General features: G+C 46.0%; 16 protein-coding genes. 10 read left to right on the top strand and 6 right to left on the bottom strand.

Annotation, left to right across the window (positions count from 1 at the left end; translation table 11 throughout):
* Positions 1-16: 16 nt before the first annotated feature.
* The 3 genes from ald to OAG1_RS19305 all read right to left on the bottom strand — a co-directional run bounded on the left by ald (position 17) and on the right by OAG1_RS19305 (position 3,661).
* Complete coding sequence (gene ald / locus OAG1_RS19315; RefSeq protein ID WP_338622389.1) at positions 17-1,138, bottom strand: alanine dehydrogenase; 1,122 nt, start codon at positions 1,136-1,138, stop codon at positions 17-19.
* 40 nt (positions 1,139-1,178) lie between these two features.
* A complete protein-coding gene (locus OAG1_RS19310) occupies positions 1,179-1,940 on the bottom strand; it encodes an SDR family NAD(P)-dependent oxidoreductase (protein ID WP_338622388.1) in 762 nt (253 codons plus the stop codon).
* A gap of 224 nt (positions 1,941-2,164) precedes the next feature.
* Positions 2,165-3,661 carry a PLP-dependent aminotransferase family protein gene (locus tag OAG1_RS19305; RefSeq protein ID WP_338622387.1) on the bottom strand — a complete coding sequence of 499 codons (1,497 nt, stop codon included), beginning with the start codon at positions 3,659-3,661 and terminating at the stop codon, positions 2,165-2,167.
* 206 nt (positions 3,662-3,867) lie between these two features.
* Here OAG1_RS19305 and tauA point away from each other — a divergent pair, with 206 nt between their 5' ends.
* From tauA to OAG1_RS19290, 3 genes are read left to right on the top strand one after another with little or no spacing between them, the layout of a single operon-like run.
* On the top strand, positions 3,868-4,875 hold the full coding sequence (tauA, locus tag OAG1_RS19300; RefSeq protein ID WP_040307302.1) for a taurine ABC transporter substrate-binding protein: 1,008 nt from the start codon (positions 3,868-3,870) through the stop codon (positions 4,873-4,875).
* A gap of 32 nt (positions 4,876-4,907) precedes the next feature.
* On the top strand, positions 4,908-5,747 hold the full coding sequence (locus OAG1_RS19295) for a taurine ABC transporter ATP-binding protein (protein WP_016402307.1): 840 nt from the start codon (positions 4,908-4,910) through the stop codon (positions 5,745-5,747).
* Positions 5,748-5,756: 9 nt separating this feature from the next.
* Positions 5,757-6,704, top strand: coding sequence for an ABC transporter permease subunit (locus tag OAG1_RS19290; protein WP_338622386.1), 948 nt, complete (start codon positions 5,757-5,759; stop codon positions 6,702-6,704).
* A 78-nt stretch (positions 6,705-6,782) separates the two neighbouring features.
* Here the strand turns inward: OAG1_RS19290 and OAG1_RS19285 are convergent, their stop codons facing one another.
* A complete protein-coding gene (locus OAG1_RS19285; protein ID WP_016402305.1) occupies positions 6,783-7,286 on the bottom strand; it encodes a hypothetical protein in 504 nt (167 codons plus the stop codon).
* A 163-nt stretch (positions 7,287-7,449) separates the two neighbouring features.
* Entirely contained in the window at positions 7,450-8,187 is a 738-nt protein-coding gene (locus OAG1_RS19280; RefSeq protein WP_338622385.1) for a sulfite exporter TauE/SafE family protein, read from the bottom strand.
* Positions 8,188-8,410: 223 nt separating this feature from the next.
* Between OAG1_RS19280 and OAG1_RS19275 the strand changes: the two genes are divergently transcribed.
* From OAG1_RS19275 to recD, 7 genes are all read left to right on the top strand, one after another.
* The gene (locus OAG1_RS19275; RefSeq protein WP_016402302.1) at positions 8,411-9,781 is read left to right on the top strand and encodes an aminotransferase class III-fold pyridoxal phosphate-dependent enzyme; all 1,371 of its coding nucleotides are present in this window, start codon (positions 8,411-8,413) and stop codon (positions 9,779-9,781) included.
* 154 nt (positions 9,782-9,935) lie between these two features.
* Positions 9,936-10,349 carry a CBS domain-containing protein gene (locus OAG1_RS19270; RefSeq protein WP_152783284.1) on the top strand — a complete coding sequence of 138 codons (414 nt, stop codon included), beginning with the start codon at positions 9,936-9,938 and terminating at the stop codon, positions 10,347-10,349.
* Positions 10,350-10,430: 81 nt separating this feature from the next.
* Positions 10,431-11,945: a YifB family Mg chelatase-like AAA ATPase gene (locus tag OAG1_RS19265; protein WP_338622384.1), complete on the top strand. Its 1,515-nt coding sequence runs from the start codon at positions 10,431-10,433 to the stop codon at positions 11,943-11,945.
* A gap of 461 nt (positions 11,946-12,406) precedes the next feature.
* On the top strand, positions 12,407-12,802 hold the full coding sequence (locus tag OAG1_RS19260) for a hypothetical protein (protein ID WP_016402299.1): 396 nt from the start codon (positions 12,407-12,409) through the stop codon (positions 12,800-12,802).
* A gap of 110 nt (positions 12,803-12,912) precedes the next feature.
* The gene (gene recC / locus OAG1_RS19255; RefSeq protein ID WP_338622383.1) at positions 12,913-16,275 is read left to right on the top strand and encodes an exodeoxyribonuclease V subunit gamma; all 3,363 of its coding nucleotides are present in this window, start codon (positions 12,913-12,915) and stop codon (positions 16,273-16,275) included.
* Positions 16,268-19,984 (top strand): exodeoxyribonuclease V subunit beta, encoded by a 3,717-nt coding sequence (gene recB / locus OAG1_RS19250; RefSeq protein ID WP_338622382.1) that lies wholly within the window; start codon positions 16,268-16,270, stop codon positions 19,982-19,984. The genes recC and recB overlap by 8 nt, the downstream gene beginning before the upstream one ends.
* Entirely contained in the window at positions 19,974-22,034 is a 2,061-nt protein-coding gene (recD, locus tag OAG1_RS19245; protein WP_338622381.1) for an exodeoxyribonuclease V subunit alpha, read from the top strand. Before recB ends, recD begins: the two co-directional genes overlap by 11 nt.
* A 43-nt stretch (positions 22,035-22,077) precedes the next feature.
* On the opposite strand, the gene OAG1_RS19240 is transcribed toward recD, so the two are convergent.
* Positions 22,078-22,506, bottom strand: coding sequence for a helix-turn-helix transcriptional regulator (locus tag OAG1_RS19240; protein WP_016402295.1), 429 nt, complete (start codon positions 22,504-22,506; stop codon positions 22,078-22,080).
* Between the last annotated feature and the right edge of the window lie 67 nt (positions 22,507-22,573).

The following is a 22,573-nucleotide window of genomic DNA, read 5'->3' as shown; positions in this document are numbered from 1 at the left end:
TAGCTAGTCGCTTTTTCTATGCGGCTTTAATTGCACTTAGTGCTTCGATGTATTGTTTTGCTTGGCTCTCGCCAACGCTTTGGTTGGTGAGTTTGCCATGAATTACATTTAAGCCGTTTAACAAGTGCGGGTTAGCTAATAATGCCTGTTTGTAACCTTGATTTGCGAGCTGCAATACAAAAGGTAAGGTGGCGTTATTGAGGGCAAATGTTGAGGTTCGCGCGACTGCGCCAGGCATGTTGGCAACACAATAGTGCACTACGTCATCAACAATGAAGGTGGGATCGGCGTGAGTGGTTGCTACCGATGTTTCAAAACAGCCGCCTTGGTCAATGGCCACGTCAACAATGGCACTTCCTGGCTTCATACCGCTGATCATTGCTCTAGTAACTAACTTGGGCGCTGCAGCACCTGGAATTAATACGCCGCCAATCACTAAGTCGGCATCAGCAACATATTTTTCTAGATTGTATTGGTTAGAGAATACTGTTTTAACGCGGCTAGAAAACTGAGCGTCAATTTGGCGTAGCGTATCAATGTTATTGTCTAACACGGCTACGTCAGCGTACATGCCAACCGCCATTTGGGCCGCATTTCGGCCTACTACGCCGCCGCCAATAATTACTACTTTTGCTGGCTCTACACCACTTACACCACCTAGCAGCATGCCACGTCCAAGGTTAGATTTTTCTAAACAATGAGCGCCAGCTTGAATTGCCATACGGCCTGCAACTTCAGACATAGGCGCTAATAGCGGCAATGCCCCGGTATTAGAGGTGACTGTTTCATAGGCAACACAGACTGCGCCGCTGTCAATCAGATCATCTGTTTGCGGGACATCAGGTGCCAGATGTAAATAAGTGAATAGTAGTTGGTCTTCTTTTAGCATCGCGCGTTCTTGAGCCAGAGGCTCTTTTACTTTCACGATCATCTCGCTGCCAGCAAACACGTCTTGTGCGCTGCCAACAATGTTTGCGCCAGCTTTTTGGTAGGCAGCATCGTCGATGTTAATGCCTAAACCTGCACCAGCTTGAATGTTAACTTTATGGCCGCGGGCGGTAAGCTCTTGAACTGAGGCTGGCACTAAGCCAACGCGATATTCATGGTTTTTGATTTCTGAAGGTACGCCAATAATCATAATAATCTCCTAGCGATTTAAGTTTTAAATGAAAAAGTAATTAGTTAGCTTGTTTAACAACATTGAAATTGTTCCAAGCTTGCGTGCTGGGCATGACTTCTAAGCTATTAATGTTGATGTGAGCTGGTTGCTCCACTAACCAATAAATAATGTTGGCAATGTCTTCTGGTTGTAGGGCATTGCTATTACCGTATAGCTGCTGATACTTTTCTTGGTCACCACCAAAACGCACCAAGCTAAATTCACTCTCTGATAAACCAGGTTCTAAGCTGGTAACCCGCACGCCGCTGCCCACTAAGTCACAACGTAGATTTCTAGAGAACTGGGCGACAAAGGCCTTTGAGGCGCCATATACATGACTGCCAGGGTAAGGCCAATTAGAAGCTATCGAGGCTAAGTTCACTACCGAGGCAACCGCTTGCTGAGTCAGAATGGGCAATAAGGCATGGGTAACATTAACCAGCCCGGTGACATTGGTATCAATCATGGTGTGCCAATCAGCAAGGCTGGCCTTATCACAAGGGTCGGTGCCTAGGGCTAATCCGGCATTGTTAATTAGCGCTGTTACTTGTTTAAAGTCTTCGGGCAATGCTGCTACTAACTGGGCTACTTGTTGGCTATCGCGCACATCAAGGCTGGCATAGTGCACTTGGCATTGTTGGCCGAGATCATCGGCTAGTTGGGCTAAACGCTCTATGCGCCTGCCGGTTAAAATAAGTTTGTAACCGTGCTGAGCAAACAACTTAGCACTGGCAAGGCCAAACCCCGATGTTGCGCCAGTAATGAATACGCAATTGCTCATAAATAACTCCTTGTTAAACCAACTAAATTTTTGACGGCTGGTTAGAGTCATAGCCTCTAACAGCGGAATGAAATTAGATTAACCAAGGGAGGTTGTGGGCGAGTAGTGCCAGAAATATGAACCGAAGGGACCAGATTAAATTTGGGGTTTTAGCTAAACGTACAAACCACTCTAGCGTTGAAGAATATCTGCGCTAGAGCAGTTTGTTGCTCAGTATTATTGGTTTAGGCGTGTAAGGCTTCGCTAGGACTATGCTGTGAAAGTTGGCTAACTAAGTTACCTAACAGGGCGAGTCCGGCATTTATCTTTTCTTCTGCAATCGCCGAGAACCCCAAGCGGATGTAGTTTTTAGGTGCTTGTTGTTCGGCAAACAAGGTATCCCCCGATTCTACTAATATTCCTTGTTTGGCCGCTTGCGTCACCAGTTCACTACTGCATACATGTTTAGGCAGTTCTATCCAAAAACAAAAACTACCTGGCGTTGCGTTAATCACGCATTGATGGAGGTGGCGCTGTAAACCCTGTTGCATGAGCAGCCATTTTTGTTCATACACATGGCGCATTCTACGAACATGGCTATCGTAATAACCTTGGGCAATAAACAGCGCTGCGGTGCGTTGGTTGTTGGCTGGAGGGTGGCGGTAAATAAGTCGGCGCAGTGCGCGTAGTTCGGCAATTAGCTGCTTGTTTGCTACCAAATAACCAATGCGTAAACCTGGTGATAGCGATTTCGACAGGCTGCCGATGTAAATAACCCGGCCATGTTGGTCAATGCTTTTTAGTGCTGGCAATGGCTGCTCATGAAAATTCACTTCGCTTTCATAGTCGTCTTCTATCAATACAAAGTCGTCCGTAGCGGCTTGTTCGAGCAGTTGTTTGCGTCGCTCAATAGGCATGGTTACGGTAGTTGGGTATTGATGGCTGGGCGTTACACATACATAGTCACAATCGCTAAGTTGCTGGCCGAGTATTAGGCCCTGTTGATCAAGCTCTAATGGCTCTGGTTTAGAGCCACATTGGGTGAATATGTGCCTTAAGTCAGCATAGCCGGGGTTTTCTACCCCTACTTTTACTCCCTGTCCCGCGAGCAAGGAAGCCAGTAGGTACAAAGAATTTTGGGTACCCATGGTAATTAGCACTTCGTCGTTACTGGCTGTAATGCCGCGTTTAGACAAAATCTGCTGGCGAATCTGCGTGACCAATTCTGGATCATCTACATCAACATAATCTTCGATCCAATGATGCACACTATTGCGGTTTTGGGCGATGCGAGAACATTCTCGCCATTGATAAATGGGGAAGTGACTTGGCTCAATTTGGCCATAAATGAAGGGATAAGCATAATTTATCCAATCTTTATCTTTGTTTAAGGTGCTAAATGATGCCGGGGCGCTGCGTAAACGATGGGGCCAATTTGGCTGGTTTTGGTCCAGATGAGGGCGAGTTTGCACCAACTTGAGAGTTGGTTCTTGGTCCAATTCAGGGTTTACAAAAAAGCCGCTGCGTTCTCTGGCAATTAAGTAACCATCGTCCACCATGCTTTCGTAAACCAATACCACTGTGTTACGCGACACTTTAAGCAGTTGCGCCATTTTGCGGCTCGAGGGCAGGGCCCTTGTGCCAAAGTAGTCGTGCTGAATCAGCTCTACTAACTTTTCTCTAATCTGTTGTTGTAAGCCTCTACCTGCTTGTAACTCAATATTCATCATGCAGTCATTCATGCCCATATCCTTACAAAAAGTAGGTGAAGATTTTGCATATCTTCTATTCCCCATGTTTGGAAATAGCAATTTATTAGCCAACATGGCTTTTTATTTGTTGCTTTGCGCTGGACCAGCAATTCAAAAAAATTGGCCCTATAGCTCGTTTTTCGCACGCAGTAACTTAAAACAACACGCTAAGTGTCGGGTTCAACAAGGAGTTAACGATGAAACAATTGAAGATGAAAACTGCGATAGCAGCTTTGGCGGGACTAATGATTAGCACGGCGGTTACCGCAAAAGAGGTCACCATTGGATACCAAGGAATGTTCAATCCATGGAAGCACGCTATTAACGAGAAATTGGTAGAAAAAGAAACGGGCTACACCATCAAATGGCGTCGCTTTGATTCTGGCGCTAAAGCAATGACCGCGATGGCCTCTGGCGCTTTAGATTTAGCCTCGGCGGGCTCTAGCCCAATTGCCAGTGCAGTAAGCCGCGGCGTAGACATCGAATTGGTATGGATTTTAGAAAACATTGCCGATGCAGAAGCACTGGTAGTGCGTGATGGCTCGGGGATCAGTTCTCCAGCCGACTTAAAAGGTAAGCGCATTGCGGTGCCGTTTGTATCCACTACGCACTTCCATGCCTTATTTGCACTTGAGCAATTTGGCTTAACCGAGAAAGATGTTCGCTTAATCAACATGCAGCCTAACTCTATAGCCGCAGCATGGCAGCGCGGAGACATCGACGGCGCGTTTATTTGGGATCCAGCACTGGGCAAAATTAAGCAAAGTGGCAAGGTGTTGATCACTTCGGCCACCTTAAGCGCTTGGGGTAAACCTACTTTTGATGGCTTAGTTGCGAACAAAGAATTTGCTGCTGCTAACCCTGATTTTGTGAGCAAAATGCTTAAAGTAGTGATTGATTTAGACGAAGACTACCGCAGCAACAAAGCAAGCTTTGATGCCAGCAATCCAATTGCCCAGTCTATTGCTAAAGTGAGTGGCGGTGACGTAAACACGGTAGCTGAAGTGCTCGACCTTTATGAGTTCCCCGATGTAACTACGCAGCTATCATGCAGCTGGTTGGGTTGTGGCGCAGAAGGCGGAGCCAGCCAATCACTTAAATCCACTTCAGAGTTCTTGAAAGAGCAGAAGAAGATCAACGACTTAATGCCAGATTACAGCAAGTTTGTTAACCCTGCTTATGCAGCGGCAGCCGCTGAAATGTAACTGGCTAACAGCCTAAACCAGGAGACTTAACAATGAATACTCTCGAAATTCATGACGTATCGGTAGTCTATCCTGCAGCTCAAGGTGGTGACCCAGTCACCGCCTTATCTGAGGTGAACTTGAACATTGAACAGGGCGATTTTGTGGTTGCCTTAGGTGCTTCAGGATGCGGAAAAACCACATTATTAAACTTGATTGCCGGGTTTATCGCGCCCACCAAAGGGTATCTCACTTTAGGCTCTAGCCCTATTGAAGGTTATCCCAGAGTAGCTTGTGGTTTAGATATTGGCGATGAAATTGTTGGCCCTGGTGCCGATCGCGGCGTGGTGTTCCAAAAACATGCGCTACTGCCGTGGTTAAACGTAATCGAAAACACCGAGTTTGGCTTAAAGCTGCAAGGTGTAGACAAACAAGAGCGCCGAGAGCGCGCGGCCAGTTACTTAAAACTGGTGGGCCTTGAAGATTTTCACCAACACAAGGTTTACCAATTATCTGGTGGTATGCAGCAGCGGGTTGGTATTGCCCGAGCGCTTACTAACAACCCTGAAATGCTGTTACTTGATGAACCCTTAGGTGCCTTGGATGCGCTTACTCGTGAATCCCTGCAAGAACTCTTGCTGGATGTATGGCGCGAAACCAACAAAATGATGTTTTTTATCACCCACAGTGTGGATGAAGCTTTGTTGTTAGCTACTCGCCTCATTGTGATGTCGCCGCGACCAGGGCGGATCACGCATGAATTTAAGATTGATTTTAACCAGCAGTTTTTAGACTGCCGAGACGCTAGAAAAGTGAAATCGAGTGAAGCCTTTATTGCTATGCGCGAGCAAGTGTTAGCAATTATTCATGGCGACGAAGCGGCGGCAGCCTAAGGACAAATTATGACGACCAATACCATGAGTGCCTCATCTCTAACTCCGCCCATCAGCCCCGATGAGAAGGCTGGTGGCGCAGCAGCACATAAAAAAGAGCTGACCCCTTTTGCCAAAAAAGTGGTTAGTACCACCAAACAATTAACCGCGCAAAAAGCCGTTCAAAGTGGTGAATATTTTGGTACGCCTGGTGCTGGTGATAGCAAACTAATTGCACTGTGCTCTACCGTATTTTTCTTGGGTTTATGGGCACTGGTAACCGAAGCTGGCATGATTAAACCGATGTTCTTACCATCGCCTTTTGATGTGCTGGCTCGCCTTTGGGACATTTTTATTGATGGTTTTGCTGGCGCCACCTTGTTTGAACACCTTGGTGCAAGTTTAGGCCGCATTTTTGGTGCGTTTGCTTTGGCCTGTGCCATCGGTATCCCGCTTGGTATCGCTATTGGCTGTAGCAGAGTGATGCGTGGCATATTTGACCCTATAATCGAATTTTATCGCCCGCTGCCTCCTCTAGCCTACCTGCCATTAGTGATTATTTGGCTGGGTATTGATGAAGAGAGCAAAGTGACCTTAATCTTTCTAGCCATGCTGGCGCCAATTGTATTGAGTGCCCGTGCGGGAGTGAGCTCGGTGCGGATTGAGCAAATTCAAGTAGCTTATTCAATGGGAGCAAGTCGCTGGCAGGTGGTATCTCAAGTGATTACCAAAGGCGCGTTGCCCGATGTATTAACCGGTATGCGCATTGCTATTGGCTTTGGCTGGACAACCCTGGTAGCTGCAGAAATGGTGGCCGCGGAGCGAGGCATAGGGTTTATGGTGCTAAATGCGTCTGAGTTTTTGGTTACCGATGTGGTTATTGCCGGCATCGTGGTGATAGGCATAATCGCTTATTGCTTTGATTTGTTTATGCGGTTCTTAGAAAGCAAATTGGTACCTTGGAAAGGATGCAACTAAGCGCAACAAGTTCTACCTTTGCATGTTGTTTGCCCGGCTAATGTCGGGCTTTTTTAGTTGGTATATATTAGACAATCTTCAAGATTCTTGTTTTTCATAGCGTCTGTTAAAAAGCTGCTTTATATACTCGATTTTTAAGATACTGCTTGGGGGAAATGTCTCTTGGATTCTTTTAATTAGCTGTTTCTTCGCTCCTAGTACCACTACATCTTGACACTCAACGTCAATGTATATCGCACACCAATCTTTTTGAGTAGGGTAAAAAAACATACCAGCGTAAGCCAATTGCCATTGCTCCTTATCAGAAAGCATCAAGCTTTTGGCTGAATATTGCTCTGTCCAATTAGGTTCTTCAAAGTCTGCAAACATAGTTAAGTGAAAGTGGAGCTCATCTTCTGCATTACTCTTATCTAATGTGCTTAATACCTCTATTCCTTGAAAGCAGTTATCTTCATCTATAAGAAATTGTGGAGATACCAATAGGTAGTCCCAGCCATTAACAAACACTTTGTGAAAGCTATCCAAGCTCTTCGCTTGGCTTAGATCAAACCAACTATCAGGATCTTCGTTTTCATTTCCCACAATATAAGCTCCAATAAATAGCGATGTTTATATTAACCGGCATTTTCGCGGATGGACATTGGAGAGTGAAATATAGCTTCTGATAGGAAATTGGTAGCTTTACTTTTTAAGATGGTTCGGGTTATAGCTGCGGAAGAGGTAATGGAGTTTACAATTCATTCAATTAATAAACCCTACCTAATGAAGCGTTGATTCCCAGCAACGCCGCAGTAATCATCACGGGTAAGGCGATGTGCTTAAATGAACGTGGCGGCCAACGATTAAACAAGTATTGGCCTAAGCGCACCGCTAACATAGTGGGAATAAGTAGAACGGCAATATGGCTCAAAGACTGCCAGCTAAAAATTCCAGTTGCTAGCAATCCGCCCACCGATAGCAATTCACTCACGATAAAAAATAGGATCATGGTGGCACGTTGTTGCTGCGGGTTGAGCGGGCTAGAAAGCATGTAAGCGACTACCATAGGCCCTCCAACCGAGGCACTGGCTGTGCCAGCTCCTGAGAGAAAGCCAAATAGCCCTGGGGCTAAAGGTTTATCCATGTGAGGTAGGCGCATATTGCAGGCGAGGAATAAAGAAAACAGCAATATGAACAAGCATATCGCTAGCTTAAGCAATTCTGCTGGTAGCAAAAGGAGTAGTCCTAGGCCTAAGGGAATACCTATTAAGGAGCCCGCAATTAACTTTTTGAGTATTGGGTAGTTGGCTTGTTGGCGGGCTTGTTTCCATAGGTTTACGCTACACAGTAAATCCAAGCTTAAGATAACCGGTACACTTTGCTGTGGCGTAAAAAACAGGTTCATACCAATCACCGCAATGGCAGCAAAACCAAAACCACTAAAGCCTCTTACCAAGGCCGCCAACATCACTATGGGTACCATTACGGCCATGTTATCAAGCATTTAGTTATCTCTTAAACCTGAGTAAATGGCTAATATGGCAGGCTGTTACATTAAGGCTATAGGGCCAATTAGCAGTATATATAGCGCCACTTGGCACTGAGTTTTGTCCTCGGGTTTATCTGGCTCCATGGATTTGAATTGCTGGTCCTAAGCACCCGTTTTACCCTGAGTTAATGTCGTAAGCATGCTTTGCAATATTGAATTAGCTTAAGGGAGTAGAGGCATGTCGATAGAAAATACGGCGGTAATTGAGCAAGATCGTAAGCATGTTTGGCATCATCTTAACCAACACAGTGTGTTAAAAAGCCAAGACCCAATGGTTATGGTAAAAGGCGAAGGCTCACGAGTGTGGGACGCCAAGGGTAACAGTTACTTAGATGCCTCATCGGGCGGAGTATGGTGTGTTAACGTTGGTTACGGGCGTAGCTCAATTGCAGAAGCCGTGAGCAAACAACTTACAGAGCTTAACTTTTTTGCCAGTACTGCGGGTACCGTTCCAGCAGCTGAATTTGCCGAAAAGCTACTCGCCAAAATGCCCGGTATGAGCCGCGTTTATTATGCAAGCTCTGGTTCTGAAGCAAATGAAAAAGCCTTTAAAATTGTTCGCCAAATCGCTCATCTAAAATATGGCGGAAAGAAACACAAAATTTTGTATCGCGAGCGGGACTATCATGGTTCTACCATCGCTGCTTTAAGTGCAACGGGCCAAGAGGAGCGCCGTAAGCAATATGGCCCCTTTGCGCCTGGCTTTGTAGAGTTTCCACATTGTTGTGAATATCGTAGCCAATTTGGCGATGTTAGTGATTATGGAGTGAGAGCGGCTAAAGAGTTAGAGAAGGTCATTCTGCAAGAAGGGCCAGATACAGTAGGAGCCGTGATCTTAGAGCCCATTACCGCAGGCGGCGGAGTGATTACACCACCCGAAGGTTACTGGCCTACCATCATGGAGATTTGTAAGAAATATGACGTACTGCTGCACATCGACGAAGTGGTTTGTGGCCTAGGCAGAACCGGCGAATGGTTTGGTTACCAACACTATGGCATTAAGCCCGACATTGTCACGCTAGCCAAAGGTGTTGCCTCTAGTTACGCCGCCATTTCTTGCACAGTAACAACCGAAGAAGTATTTAATGAATTTATGGCTGATAGCAGTGACCGTGAAGCCTATTTTAGAGACATTAGCACCTTTGCCGGCTGTACTGCTGGGCCAGCTGCGGCATTAGAGAACTTACGCATTCTTGAGCAAGAAGAACTGGTGCATAACAGCAAGATGATGGGCGATTATTTGCTAGAAGGGCTAATAGGTTTGCAAGCCAAGCACCCTATCATTGGTGATGTACGAGGCAAAGGTTTGTTGTTAGGTATAGAGCTGGTTAGTGACCAAGACGCCAAAACGCCAGTGGATGAAAGTGTCGCGGTTAAGGTAGCGGGAATGTGTATGGCTAAGGGCCTAATTATTGGTAGAACTAACCGCTCATTTGCTAGCTTAAACAATACCTTGTGCTTGTGTCCGGTGCTAACTTTGAGCAAACAAGAAGCAGACTTTATTGTTACTACCATCGATGAAGTATTGGCCCAGCTCGAAGCCAGTTAAGCGCAAATATAGTGGGTTTGAAAGCAGCGTTATTCGCTGCTTTTTTTGCGCCAAAATCCCTACCTATCAATCTAATAGTTATAAGCCATTTCTTATCTGTCTTGGCTTGTATTACATTTGAGCTGTAACCTTAAAGGCCCTTGAAGGAGGTCTTATGCAACAGCTTAATGTTAGACACTACATGCGTGCTCAATTCTTGAGTTTTACCGAAGAGCAAAGCATTAACGAGGCCAGCGAATTGCTGACTAATTCACACCAGCTTGGTGCCCCAGTGGTTGACGCTAAAGGCGCATTAATTGGTTGGTTATCGGAGCTAGACTGCGTAACTCAAATGCTGCAAGCCGGATACTATTGCGACCAAAGTGCTTTGGTTAAAGACATTATGCGCAGTGAAGTACTTAGTGTTGGCCCAAATGAGAATGTACTCGACTTGGCAAAAACCATGACCGATAACAAACCAAAAAGTTACCCAGTATTAGAAAACGGCAAACTGATTGGCTTAATCGAGCGCAAAGCGGTATTAGCGGCGCTTCATCAGCAACAACAGCAGTGCTTTAGCGTACAGTAATAAACCTATTTTCAGTCACTTAATAACAACTTTGGCAAAAGCCTACTAGTATGTAAGTTGTTATTAAGCGCTGGAGAGCAAATGGGTTTAGCGATAGTTAAAACGTGTACCTTAGTGGGCATGGAAGCCTTAAATGTTACTGTAGAAGTGCATTTAGCCAATGGTTTGCCCGCTTTTAGCATTGTAGGTTTACCAGAAACCTCGGTTAAAGAAGCTAAAGATAGAGTTCGTAGCGCCATTCTCAATAGTGGCTTTTCCTTTCCAGCAAAACGCATTACCGTAAATCTAGCGCCTGCAGATGTTCCTAAAAGTGGAGGTCGCTTTGATCTGCCAATTGCTATTGGTATTTTAGCTGCTGCTGGTGATGTTCCTCTAGCGTGTTTGAATGACATGGCGTTTTGCGGTGAGCTGGCTTTATCAGGAGCAATTCGTCCAGTAAGCGGAGCAATTGCCACCGCCTTATCGATAAGCCATCAGGGTTTAACCTTGGTGACTAGTGAGCAAGATGCCGACGCAGCGGTAAGAGTACCAGATGCTAAAGTACATGGCAGCGCCAGCTTGCAGCAGTTAAGTGCAGGTATCAATGGCCAAAGCGCTTTTAACTTGAAGGACTCTCAAGTTATTGAGCCGCAGTTTAACGAAAGCCTCTTAGATATGAGCGAAGTGCAAGGCCAGCATTTGGCTAAACGCGCGCTAGAGCTGGCAGCTGCAGGTGCACATAATCTGATAATGATGGGTCCTCCCGGTACCGGTAAAACTATGTTGGCGAGTCGCTTACCGGGCATATTACCTAGCTTAACCGAGCAACAAGCCATAGAGGTGGCGGCAATAAATTCGGTAAGCGCTCAGCAACGAGAGCTAGAGCAATGGTACATTCCGCCTTTTCGTAGCCCGCATCATAGCGCCTCAATGGTAGCGCTGGTGGGCGGTGGTTCAAACCCTAAGCCCGGCGAAATAACCTTAGCCCATCATGGTGTGCTTTTTTTAGATGAGCTTCCTGAGTTTGCTCGCAGTACTTTAGACGCTTTGCGCCAGCCGCTAGAGTCTGGCGAGGTGCATATTTCTCGTGCTGCTTTGCAGGTGCGCTTTCCTTCACGTTTCCAGTTGGTGGCGGCGATGAACCCTTCACCTTGTGGCTACTATCAAGGTCAGCAGTTACGCAGTAATCCCGACCAAATTTTAAAATATCTTGGCAAGCTATCGGGGCCATTTTTAGACCGCTTTGATTTAAGTGTTGAGGTATCTGAGTTACCCAAAGGCAGCTTAACTCAGCATGCTCAGGGGGAGTCTAGTGCCCAGATAAAACAGCGGGTGATTAACGCGCGCAAGCTGCAGTTGGAGCGTAGTGGTAAGTTAAATAGCCAACTCTCTGGTAAAGAGCTTCACCAGCATGCCAGTTTAAGCCTTGAAAATAGTGAATTTTTAGAAAGCAGTATTAGCCAATTAGGTTTATCTGCTCGCGCATTTCATCGCGTTTGGCGCTTAGCCAGAACCATTGCCGATCTTAAGCAACAAAAAGATATTCAACGCAATGACATTGTGGAAGCACTAAGCTATCGAGCAATGGATCGCTTACTTAAGCGTTTGTCTGCCTAGTGTTTATATTTTGTCGAGTTTCCCCTTCTCTATTGATTAATAAATCACTCACCAGATTACGAATTATCTCAGTGCTCGCGGGGCTTCGCTGGCATTTTGCCTTAGCGTAAACAATTAGCTACAACAAAATGGCTCAATAATTGTATAGCTGTTAGTGTTCAAATTATTGACACTTTATTAGAATAACTTGAAGATAACGTTTTCATAAGCTTATGTTTTTCAAGTACAATATAGGATATAAACACAGAGTTATAGATAGCGCTCACTAGGAAGGGCGCCGCTTAGCGCTTGATTAGAGCAATAAAAAAAACATAAAAATAAAGGCAGTGAGGTCAGAAACATGACTTTCACCGAAAAAATGTCAAACAGGCGTTTACAAGGGTGAAGCTGCTACTTAAAGTGCACGTGAATAAGCCGTATGCAAAGAGCTTATCGCGCTTCAAAAGAAGGAAGGAAATACTATGATGAAATGGATGGTGATTGGCATTTCTCTATTGTTTGGTACTGCAAATGCGCAGGATGTTAGAATTTGGCTACAGTCGGGTAGCGAATCGCAATGGATGCAAATGCAAGATTTACAGATCCAAAACTCCGATGGCAGTCTACAACAACGCATTGTTGCCTTAGATAGCAAAGGAAAACCGCTGTTTATGCCACTGAGTGAGTTGGCGTTTATTCAAGCCGATAACAAATATTATTATGTTTCAAATGAGTACGTAGCTGTTACTCATAGCGGTGCTAAATTTAAACTTCCTAGCGGTGACGAAGCCGACAATATGTTTGTTGCACGCAACGGTTACGGCGGTTACACCAGTTTCGACTATTCTGCGTTGCGTCGCATTATCTTCTCTAAGTAGCTAGCTGTTCAGCTAACTGCTGCCATCCAGTGAAAATCGTTTAAGCAACACTTTTTTAAGCATTTTTTTCTGGCACAATAAAGGCTGCTTCGTTCAAGGGAACAGCCTTCTTGTTATATCTTTATCAAAGTAATCACCTCAGTTCATTAAGGGAAATGTTGAGCTCAGTAATGAGTTTACAGACTCCTGATAGTCCGTTTACTCAGCAACAGATTTTGGTACAAAGCCCTGGCATGGCGCAGTGGTTAAAACTGCAGCTAGCCGAACAACAAGGCATTGTGGCAAATGTGGCGTTTCCGCTGCCTGCTAGCTTTATTTGGCAAATGTTTCATTTAGTTCTGCAAGATGTTCCCGAGCAAAGTCCCTTTAATAAAGAAGCCATGAGTTGGCGATTAATGCGCTTGTTGCCGCAACGTTTGCAAGAACCTGCATTTAGCGCCTTAAAACACTATCTGTTGGGTGAGCAAGATAGTGAGGACATTGACAGTCGTAAGCTTTGGCAACTGGCACAAAAAATTGCTGACATTTACGACCAATACTTGGTGTATCGCAGCGAATGGACCAGTGCATGGGAAGCCGGTGATGACTTAAACGAGGTGAGCGAAAGCCAGCCTTGGCAGCCTATTTTGTGGCGTGACTTGGTCGACGACACGGTTAGCGCTATGGACTCCCCTTATCACCGGGGCAACTTATATATCGACTTTGTTGAACAGTTGCGAGTGGCCAGTGCCGTGCCTGAAGGTTTGCCCGAGCAGGTGTTTATTTTTGGTATTTCGGCTTTACCGCCTGCTTATGTTGAAGCTTTAGATGCCTTAGCCTTACATACTGACATCCACTTGTTTTTAACTAACCCTTCAAAAGAGTATTGGGGGGATATAAAAGATGTTCGTACAGTACTTAAAGAGCAGTCCGAGTTACTTAGTGTCGGTAACCCTTTGTTATCTTCTATGGGGAAATTAGGCCGTGACTATATTGATATGCTGCATATGCTTGAAAAAAATGATTTCACTTCATTTGACGACAATTTTCCAGAGAATAATGCACACCCGATTCCTCCGATATTGAAATTAATACAAGACGACATCTTGTATTTACGTGACCCCATTAACTATACATATTTTGATAGTAGTGAAAAGAAACGTCCAGTAGCTTTAAATGATACCAGTATTCAGCTGCATCTTTGCCATAGCCCTCGCCGAGAGCTAGAAGTATTGCACGATCAACTCTTGGCGATGTTTGAGCAAGACCCAGAACTAAACCCCCGCGATATTATTGTAATGGTGCCCGATGTAAATCGTTATGGGCCAATGATTCAGGCAGTGTTTGGCAGCACCAGTGCTGAAACGCGCTTGCCTTTTGCTATTTCAGATCGCAGTGCCACTCAAGAAAATCCAGTGTTGTTAAGCTTTTTGGAGCTATTGGCGCTACCACAAAAACGTAAGTCTGCAGCAGAGCTCTTAGCGTTATTGGAAGTACCAGCGATTATGCGTCGTTTTGAATTGGCAGAAGACGAACTTAAGTCGCTGCGCCAATGGGTGAGAGAAGCAGGGGTGCGTTGGGGGCTAGATGGCAGCGACCGCAGCCGCTGGCAGGCCCCAGAAGATGAAACTCACTCTTGGCTATTTGGCCTTAAGAGGATGTTGCTGGGTTATGCGATGCCCAGTGATGCGGGTTTACATCAAGGGGTGCTAGCCTATGATGAGGTGCAAGGGAAAATTGCCTTAGCAGTGGGCAAGTTAGCAGACTTTATAGACCAACTAATGTTGCTAGAACAACAGTTGTTGAGTGCGGTTAACGCCGAGCAATGGCGACTGCGTTTGCAAGATCTGCTCAGCAATATTTACAGCTTTGATAGTGATGACGAAACCGAGCAATTGCGCCTGCATAAGCTATTTGAAACCCTCGTAGAGCAATGTAGCAGTAGCGGTTTTATGGAGCTTATCAGCCCTGAACTTATTTTGGATTATTGTCGCAATCAGCTAAATGCCCAGCGTGGTAGTCAGCGCTTTTTGGCGGGGCAAATTAACTTTTGTACCTTACTGCCAATGCGCGCCATACCATTTAAAGTGGTGTGTTTATTGGGCATGAATGACAGTGAGTATCCGCGCTCGGTGCCTAGCATGGGCTTTGATTTAATGGCGCAAAATCCTGCTAAACGTGGCGACCGTAGCCGCCGAGATGACGACCGTTATTTGTTCTTAGAAGCATTGCTGGCCGCTCAAGATACTTTATATGTCTCTTATATTGCCCATAGTGCCAAAGATAACAGTGAACAAACGCCGTCGGTGTTGGTAGCAGAGCTATGTGATTACATTGGCCAAAGCTGCGTGCTACAAGGTGATGAACAACTAAATGTGGATCAATCAGCCAAGCGTTTGTTAACGCATCTTAGTTGTGAGCATCCCTTGCAACCCTTCTCGAGCGAGTATTATCAAAGCCAAAGCGATAAGTTTAGTTATGCGCAGCGTTGGGTGCCGGCTGTAGCAGCCCAGCAACAAAGCAAAGCGCCCGAGCCTATAGAAGAAGCGCTGATCAATGAAGGTTACATAGCGGATATTGAAATGGACGAGTTGCTTGCCTTTAGTCGCTCGCCCATCGCTTATTTTTATCAGCGGCGCTTAAAAGTGAGTTTTCCGCGCTTAAGTGAGCAATTAGAAGAAACCGAACCCTTTTTAGTAGAAGGGTTAGCGGGTTTCTCTATGAAGCAATATTTACTCGAACAGCAACTAAACAACGCAGATAAAAAGCAGCAATTTGCGCTGTTACATGCTGCCGGTAGCTTGCCGCATGGTGGTTTTGGAGAGGTATCGTTTGAGCAGCAATGGCAAGATCTTGAACCTTTGGCCGATGCCCTATTTCCCTTACTCGCGGGAGGATTAGTTAAGCGCCAGCAACTAGCCCTAGATCTAGAGTATTCGCTTGAGGATGGTTTGCAGCAGTGTCGTTTATCGGCTTGGTTAAAGCACCAATATGGGCAAGGTTTAGTGAGTTATCGACCGGGCAGTATTCGGGGTAAAGATTTGCTTGCTGCTTGGCTGTGGCACTTAGTGTTTCACGCTAGTTTACCAGAGCAAGCGCTCAGCTCTTATGTGCTTGGTCGTAAAGGGGCTTGGCAGCTTTCGCCAATAAGTGCAGAACAAGCAAAAGAGTATTTAGCGCTTTGGCTAAGCCACTTACAACAAGGTTTACACCAGCCGATATTGCTACCTATCGAAAGCGCTTGGCAGTGGATAAGCCAATGTAAAGACAAGAAAACCGGCAGTATTGAGTACAGCGAGGCCAATCTAGACAAAGCAAGGCGCGCGGCACGCAATCAGTTTAACGGAGGGCCGTTTGCTCAGGCAGAAGGCGCAGATCCTTATATTCAAGCTCAGCTAAATGATTTAGAAGCTATCTGGCCGCAGTTCGAAGCCAGCGCTCAAGCCTTGCTTGGCCCTTTGTTAGCTCATCTAGAGGAGTTTGCTGGTGTCTAATCTAAACCAAGCTGCTCAGCAGAGCAGCACGACCAATAATAACTTAGATGTTTTCACCTTTCCCTTAAATGGCTCTAGGCTCATTGAAGCCAGTGCCGGTACCGGTAAAACCTACACCATTGGTGCTTTGGTACTGCGTTTATTGCTAGGGCATTATCGTCAACCAGAGCAAGCTTTTAGCCAAGCTGGAGAGCGCATACCGCTCACTATTGAACAGATATTGGTGGTTACTTTTACCGAAGCGGCTACGCAGGAGCTACGAGGACGAATTCGCGAGAAAATTCATCAAGCGCGGATTGCTTTTTTACGAGGCCAAAGCGATGACTTCATTATTGGTCAGCTGCTCGATGAGGTTAACGACCACCCGCAGGCGGCGCAGCGTTTGTTGTTGGCAGAGCAGAACATGGACCAGGCCGCGGTGTTTACCATTCATGGTTTTTGCCAACGCATGTTGAAGCAACATGCTTTCGAATCGGGCTTGCCTTTTGAGATGGAGTTTCTTACCAACGAAATTCATCTTCGTTTGCAAGCGGTGCAAGACTGTTGGCGTCAGCGCTTTTATCCCTTATCGGTGCCCTTAGTGGGGCGAATAGTACAATGCTGGGCTAGCCCTTACGACTTACATCAAGAACTGGGCGGCTTGTTAAATCAAAGCCATTTTGAGCTACAAGGAGTGCCGCAAGAGCAAGATTTAGAACGCTTTTTTGCGCAACAAATTAGTCGCATTGATATCTTTAAACAGCTTTGGAAAGCGGCAGCGGCAGAGATTGCCGAACTTATTGCAACTGCGCCATTAAATGGCAATAAGTTTCGTAAAGCTTCGGTCGAAAAATGGTTGGGTTTAATTAACCAGTTTGCAGACGCCGCGACCGACAGTGACTTTTTAAGCAAACCATTGCGCGAGGCTTTGGCTAAGTTCACGCCAGAGAATCTAGCCAATGGCGTAAAAGCTAAAGGTACGCCGCCACAGCACCCGGCGTTTAACGCGATAGAAACCTTGTTTGCAGAAGAACAAAACATCAAAAATTTGCTGTTAGCCCAGTTGTTGCCGCAAATCCGTCAGCGTTTTAGTGAACTCAAGCAACAACAGCAGTTGTTAAGTTTTGATGATTTATTGGCGGGTTTGGCCAAGGCGCTAAATACCCCTCAGGGAGAGGCTCTAGCCAAGCAAATCGCCGAGCTTTACCCGGTTGCGATGATTGATGAGTTCCAAGATACCGACCCTCAGCAATATCAGATTTTTTCTCAGCTGTATATTGATAGGCCAGATACCGCATTAATGCTAATTGGTGACCCTAAACAGGCGATTTATGGTTTTCGCGGCGCCGACATTTTCACTTATATGCAAGCGCGCAACAAGGTTACCGCACGTTACAATCTGCCAACCAATTGGCGTTCTACTGGCGCGATGGTGACCGCATGCAATAAGTTGTTTGAGTGCCATTCGCGGCCATTTATTTTTGACGATGCCATTGAATTCATCCCAGTGAATGCGGCTAAAGCAGAGCTGAGTGGTTTAGTTATAAACGGCGAGCCACAGGCAGCCATGCAGTTTTTGTATCAGCAAAACGCAGAATTTGTGCGCGGCGAAGATTATCTTGTTGGTCAGGCTCAACAGTGTGCCCAGCAAATACAGGCTTTGTTAGAAGCCGGTCAACAAGGACGTGCAACTCTGGGTGATAGCGGTAAAACGGTGCAAGCGGGCGATATCGCGGTGTTAGTGCGCACTCGCCGTGAAGGCGAAAAAGTGGCCGCAGCATTGGCTAAACAAAACATTGCCAGTGTCAGCTTGTCTAACCGCGATAGTGTGTTTGAAAGCCCCGAAGCCTATCAATTTTATTTGCAGTTATTAGCCTGCCAAGAACCGCATAACGATCGAAAACTGCGCGCAGCTTTAGCCTGTAAGATTCTAGGTTTAGGCTTAAGCGAGTTGGACCAGCTAAATACCGACGAGCGCAGCTGGCAACGTTATTCCCAAGAGTACAGCGAGTACCAACAGCTTTGGTATAAGCAAGGCGTACTGGCAATGTTTTATTCTTGGATGAGCCAACGTGGCATTAGCGAGCGCTGGATCAGCCAAAACGACAACTATGGTGAGCGCTTACTTACCAACTTGATGCATTTAGCTGAGCTACTGCAAAACCAGAGCGCCGAGTTAGATGGTGAAGCTGCGTTAATGCGCTGGTTTGCCGAACAACTACTCGAGCCCGATGGCAATGCCGACGACCAACAACTGCGCTTAGAAAGTGATGCGAACTTGGTGCAAATTGTCACTATTCACAAAAGTAAGGGCTTGGAATATCCGATTGTGATGTTGCCGTTTATTTTGGGTTATCGCGAAGCGAGCGAAGCGCTTTATCACGAAGGCGAGCGCTTTATTCTCGATTTAAATGGCAGTGAGCAAGCTATGGAGGCTGCCAGCCAAGAGCGTTTGGCCGAAGACTTGCGCTTGCTTTATGTGGCGGTGACTCGGGCGGTGTATTGCTGTTATTTAGGTGTGGCAGATCTGAAAAAAGGTAACGCCAAAAAAGGTGATACCGACGTGCATCAAAGTGCACTAGGCTACTTGTTGCAACAAAATCAGCCACAACCTGCTGGCGCGCTTAGCGCTATTTTGGACAATTTAGCTCAGCTTCCCTGTATGAGTTGGCAAACAGTGAGTGAGCAAACACTTGCGCCATATAGCCCGCTAAACCAAGAGCAGCAAAGTTTTGCTGCTAAGCAATTTACTACCCAGCTTAATCGAAACTGGTGGCTAACCAGTTATTCTGCGCTTAGTCGCCAGCAAGGCCATGGCGCAGGCTTTGATGCAAGTAGTGATATGGCATGGCTAGATGAAGCAGAAGGTTTAAGTGCTGAGCCAAGCCAAGTTGAACAGCCGCAATCGCTGACTATTTTTGATTTTCCTCGTGGTGCCGAGGCTGGTACTTTTTTGCACTTATTGTTTGAAGAAGTGGATTTTCAAGCCGATTTAGCGAGTATTCAGCTGGCTATTGCCCCTTTACTGCAAGCCTCTAGTTATAATCAGTTGGACGCCCAAGGCGAGTTGTTATGGTTAGCGCCACTGGCTGATATGTTCCAACAAGTGTGTGCTACGCCTTTGGATGATGCTGGGAGCGCTGCTGCATATAGTTTAAGCCAACTAAGCCCAGCGCAACGCTTGGTCGAAATGGAGTTTTTCTTGCCAATTGCAGACCTACAAGCCAATCAAGTTAATCAGCTAATTCAATATTTCGACCCATTAAGTCGCCAAGCTAAACCTTTGGATTTTGCCAGTGTGCAAGGCATGTTAAAGGGCTTTATCGATTTAGTGTATCAACATGATGGTCGTTATTACGTATTGGACTACAAGTCGAATTACCTGGGGGCAGAAGTAAGTGAGTACCAACAACAGGCAATGATGGATGCCATGGCTGAGCATCGCTACGATTTCCAATATCAGCTGTACAGTTTGGCTTTACACCGTTGGTTGGGGCAACGAATACCTGACTACGACTATGAGCAGCACTTTGGCGGGGTTTATTATTTATTTTTGCGTGGAATGGCCGGTGATATGGCTAGTCAAACCGCTCAAAACGAGCAGCGTAATGGTGTGTATTTTAGCCGACCAGATCCGCAATTTATTGAGTACCTTGATCAGCTATTTGCCGGGCAAGATCTTAATCAAACATTAGTGCAGCTAAATCTTGAGGAGGCGAATGATGACTAGTTTACTGGTTAATGATGTCAGCCTTCTAAGCGCTACTGATTGGCTCCAACAGTTAAAACAACAGGGACAAATCAGCGCCTTAGATTTTCACTTTGCTAAGTCGTTTGCAAGCAGCGAACAGGCAGATGTTTTGATGGTTGCAGCCGCGCTGGTAAGTAATGAATTACAAGCCGGCCATGTTTGTATAGATATGCCTAGCCTAGCCAAGCGTTGTGAACAATTGGGCGCTTGCCCACTTGCTGGCGCGCTAGAGCCTGAGTTTTGGCAAGTGCAACTTGGGTTTTCAACGGCAGTAATGCAAGCCGAATTATCCAGAGATGCTAAGCCATTGGTATTGCAGTATGGGCGCTTATATTTGTATCGATATTGGAACTATGAGCAGCAAATTGCCGATTACTTCGGTGAAAACTCACTTACCAGTGATTACCCCTTAGCCAAAATACAACAGCAAGCGGAGCAATTGTTTAGCCCTAACTGGCAAATGCTATTACAGGCTAAAGCCGCTTATACTCCGCAACAGATGGCTTTATATGCCCAGCAATATTTGGATGTAAGTGACGCGAACTTGCTTAATAATGCCGAGTTCTTAAGCAAACTCGCTGGTATTGAACAAGTATCAGAACTGCAAAGCCTAGTCGCTAAAATTACGAATACTAGCAAGATAAATTGGCAGAAGCTGGCAGCCTTGCAAGCCTGTTACCAACCTCGGCTAGTGATTAGTGGCGGGCCGGGCACCGGCAAAACCACCACCGTGACGCGCTTGCTCGCCTTATTACAAGATTTACAACTTAGTGCAGAAAAAGCGGCGTTACACATTCAGCTGGTTGCACCAACGGGTAAAGCTGCCGCGCGCTTAAGTGAATCTATTATCGGCGCAAAACAGCAGCTTAATGCGAGCGAGCAAACCATAGCGACTATCCCTGAGCAAGCTTCTACGATTCACCGCTTGTTAGGTGTTATACCTGGGCGGGCGGAGTTTCGTCATCATGCCGACAATCCTTTAGCTTTAGATTTATTAGTTGTAGATGAAGCGTCGATGATTGATATGCCACTTATGGTGAAGCTATTGGCGGCCATGCCTAAACAGGCGCGAATTATATTGTTGGGAGATAAGGACCAACTGGCTTCGGTAGAGGCGGGGGCAGTATTGGGGGATTTATGTGCCTTTATTGAGCAGGGTTACAGCCAAACCTTGCTGGATAATTTGCAAGCCAGTAGTGGTTTTAACTTAAGTGCTTGGCAAGCTAAGCAGCCTTTGCCCATAGCTGATAAGCTGTGTTTATTGCGTAAAAGCTATCGCTTTGATGCTCATTCAGGCATCGGTTTGTTGGCAGCTGCGGTAAACCAAGGCCAAGTTAAACAAACTATGGCTTTGCTGGAATTACGCCGCGAAGACTTACCCTATCAAACGCTAAATCAAGACAGTTACCAGCACTTGCTTGGGCAAAGCGCTAAGGCTTACCAGCCCTATTTAGAGGCGTTGCGTCAAGGTTTACCGATGGAGCAGGTGTTTGCCGAGTTTCATCAGTTTCAGCTTTTAGTTGCACTTCGTAATGGTGATTTGGGTGTGACTGGGCTTAATCAACGCATCGAGAAACGGCTAAACCAGCAAGGTTTTATTACCTTGCCAAAACATGCCGATAGCGTGTGGTATGCCGGTAGACCAGTGATGATTGAGCAAAACGATCACGAGCAGCAGCTGTACAACGGCGATATTGGCATTTGTGCGCAAGATGAAAATGGCCAGCTAATGGTGGCTTTTGAGTCTGCCAATGGTTTGCGCTGGTTATTGCCTAGTCGCTTACCTGCTCACCAAAGTGTTTACGCCATGACGGTACATAAAAGCCAAGGTAGCGAATTTAAACAGGTTTGTATGTTGCTGCCGCCTGCCACCCAAGCGTTGGTAAATCGAGAGTTGTTGTATACCGCAATCACCCGCGCAAAAACTACCTTTAGTTTATATGCCGATGCCGAGAGCATAAGTGCAGCATGTCGGAATAAAACCCAGCGGCGCTCGGGCTTGGTAGAGCGCTTGGCTGTTGGTGAGTAAATCTGATGCTTAGCGCTCCAATTCTTAAATGTTTCACAGTTGGCTAGTTTTTACGTTGTTGAATGTATTCCTTAAACAGCTTATGCACGCCGTGTAAAAACTCTATATCGTCGCGCCGAGCACCCAGCATATCGTCAACAAAGCGCAGGCTGCTGGCTGGAATTGGTGGCCCTTTCACTAAATCACGCTCATGTTGAGATAGCGGCAATAAGTACACCACACTCAGATCTAACGCTTTGGCAATTTTAAATAACTCAATCTGGCTAAAGTTAGCGTTGCCGTCTTTATCTAGCTTGTTGTAAAGGGCACTTTTTGAAATGCCGCTTAGCTTGGCCAGTTGATTACGGTTAAGTTTGCAATAGGCTAGCAGTGACTCGATCCGGTCGATTTGCATAAAGCGATATTCGCGCTCGTTTATATCTTTAAATTCAAAACTGCCCGTGGCAATGCTGTCTAAATCAGAGTTGTCCATAACTTTTCCCTGTTTGCGGAAAATACGATGCATTCTGTTCCAGTATAGGGAATCGTATACCGATAAA

Source organism: Agarivorans sp. OAG1 (genome assembly GCF_037076485.1).
Lineage (GTDB): Bacteria > Pseudomonadota > Gammaproteobacteria > Enterobacterales > Celerinatantimonadaceae > Agarivorans > Agarivorans albus.
Note: the sequence above shows the minus strand (reverse complement) of the source record. Positions and strands in the feature narration are given on the sequence as shown.

Bases quoted from the DNA above. Each gene is read 5' to 3' on its own strand.
- OAG1_RS19265 (WP_338622384.1), top strand. From the start codon at position 10,431: ATGGGTTTAGCGATAGTTAAAACGTGTACCTTAGTGGGCATGGAAGCC.
- ald (WP_338622389.1), bottom strand. From the start codon at position 1,138: ATGATTATTGGCGTACCTTCAGAAATCAAAAACCATGAATATCGCGTT.
- OAG1_RS19305 (WP_338622387.1), bottom strand. From the start codon at position 3,661: ATGAATGACTGCATGATGAATATTGAGTTACAAGCAGGTAGAGGCTTA.
- OAG1_RS19275 (WP_016402302.1), top strand. From the start codon at position 8,411: ATGTCGATAGAAAATACGGCGGTAATTGAGCAAGATCGTAAGCATGTT.
- OAG1_RS19260 (WP_016402299.1), top strand. From the start codon at position 12,407: ATGATGAAATGGATGGTGATTGGCATTTCTCTATTGTTTGGTACTGCA.
- recD (WP_338622381.1), top strand. From the start codon at position 19,974: ATGATGACTAGTTTACTGGTTAATGATGTCAGCCTTCTAAGCGCTACT.
- tauA (WP_040307302.1), top strand. From the start codon at position 3,868: ATGAAACAATTGAAGATGAAAACTGCGATAGCAGCTTTGGCGGGACTA.
- OAG1_RS19240 (WP_016402295.1), bottom strand. From the start codon at position 22,506: ATGGACAACTCTGATTTAGACAGCATTGCCACGGGCAGTTTTGAATTT.
- OAG1_RS19290 (WP_338622386.1), top strand. From the start codon at position 5,757: ATGACGACCAATACCATGAGTGCCTCATCTCTAACTCCGCCCATCAGC.
- OAG1_RS19310 (WP_338622388.1), bottom strand. From the start codon at position 1,940: ATGAGCAATTGCGTATTCATTACTGGCGCAACATCGGGGTTTGGCCTT.
- OAG1_RS19280 (WP_338622385.1), bottom strand. From the start codon at position 8,187: ATGCTTGATAACATGGCCGTAATGGTACCCATAGTGATGTTGGCGGCC.
- OAG1_RS19270 (WP_152783284.1), top strand. From the start codon at position 9,936: ATGCAACAGCTTAATGTTAGACACTACATGCGTGCTCAATTCTTGAGT.
- OAG1_RS19295 (WP_016402307.1), top strand. From the start codon at position 4,908: ATGAATACTCTCGAAATTCATGACGTATCGGTAGTCTATCCTGCAGCT.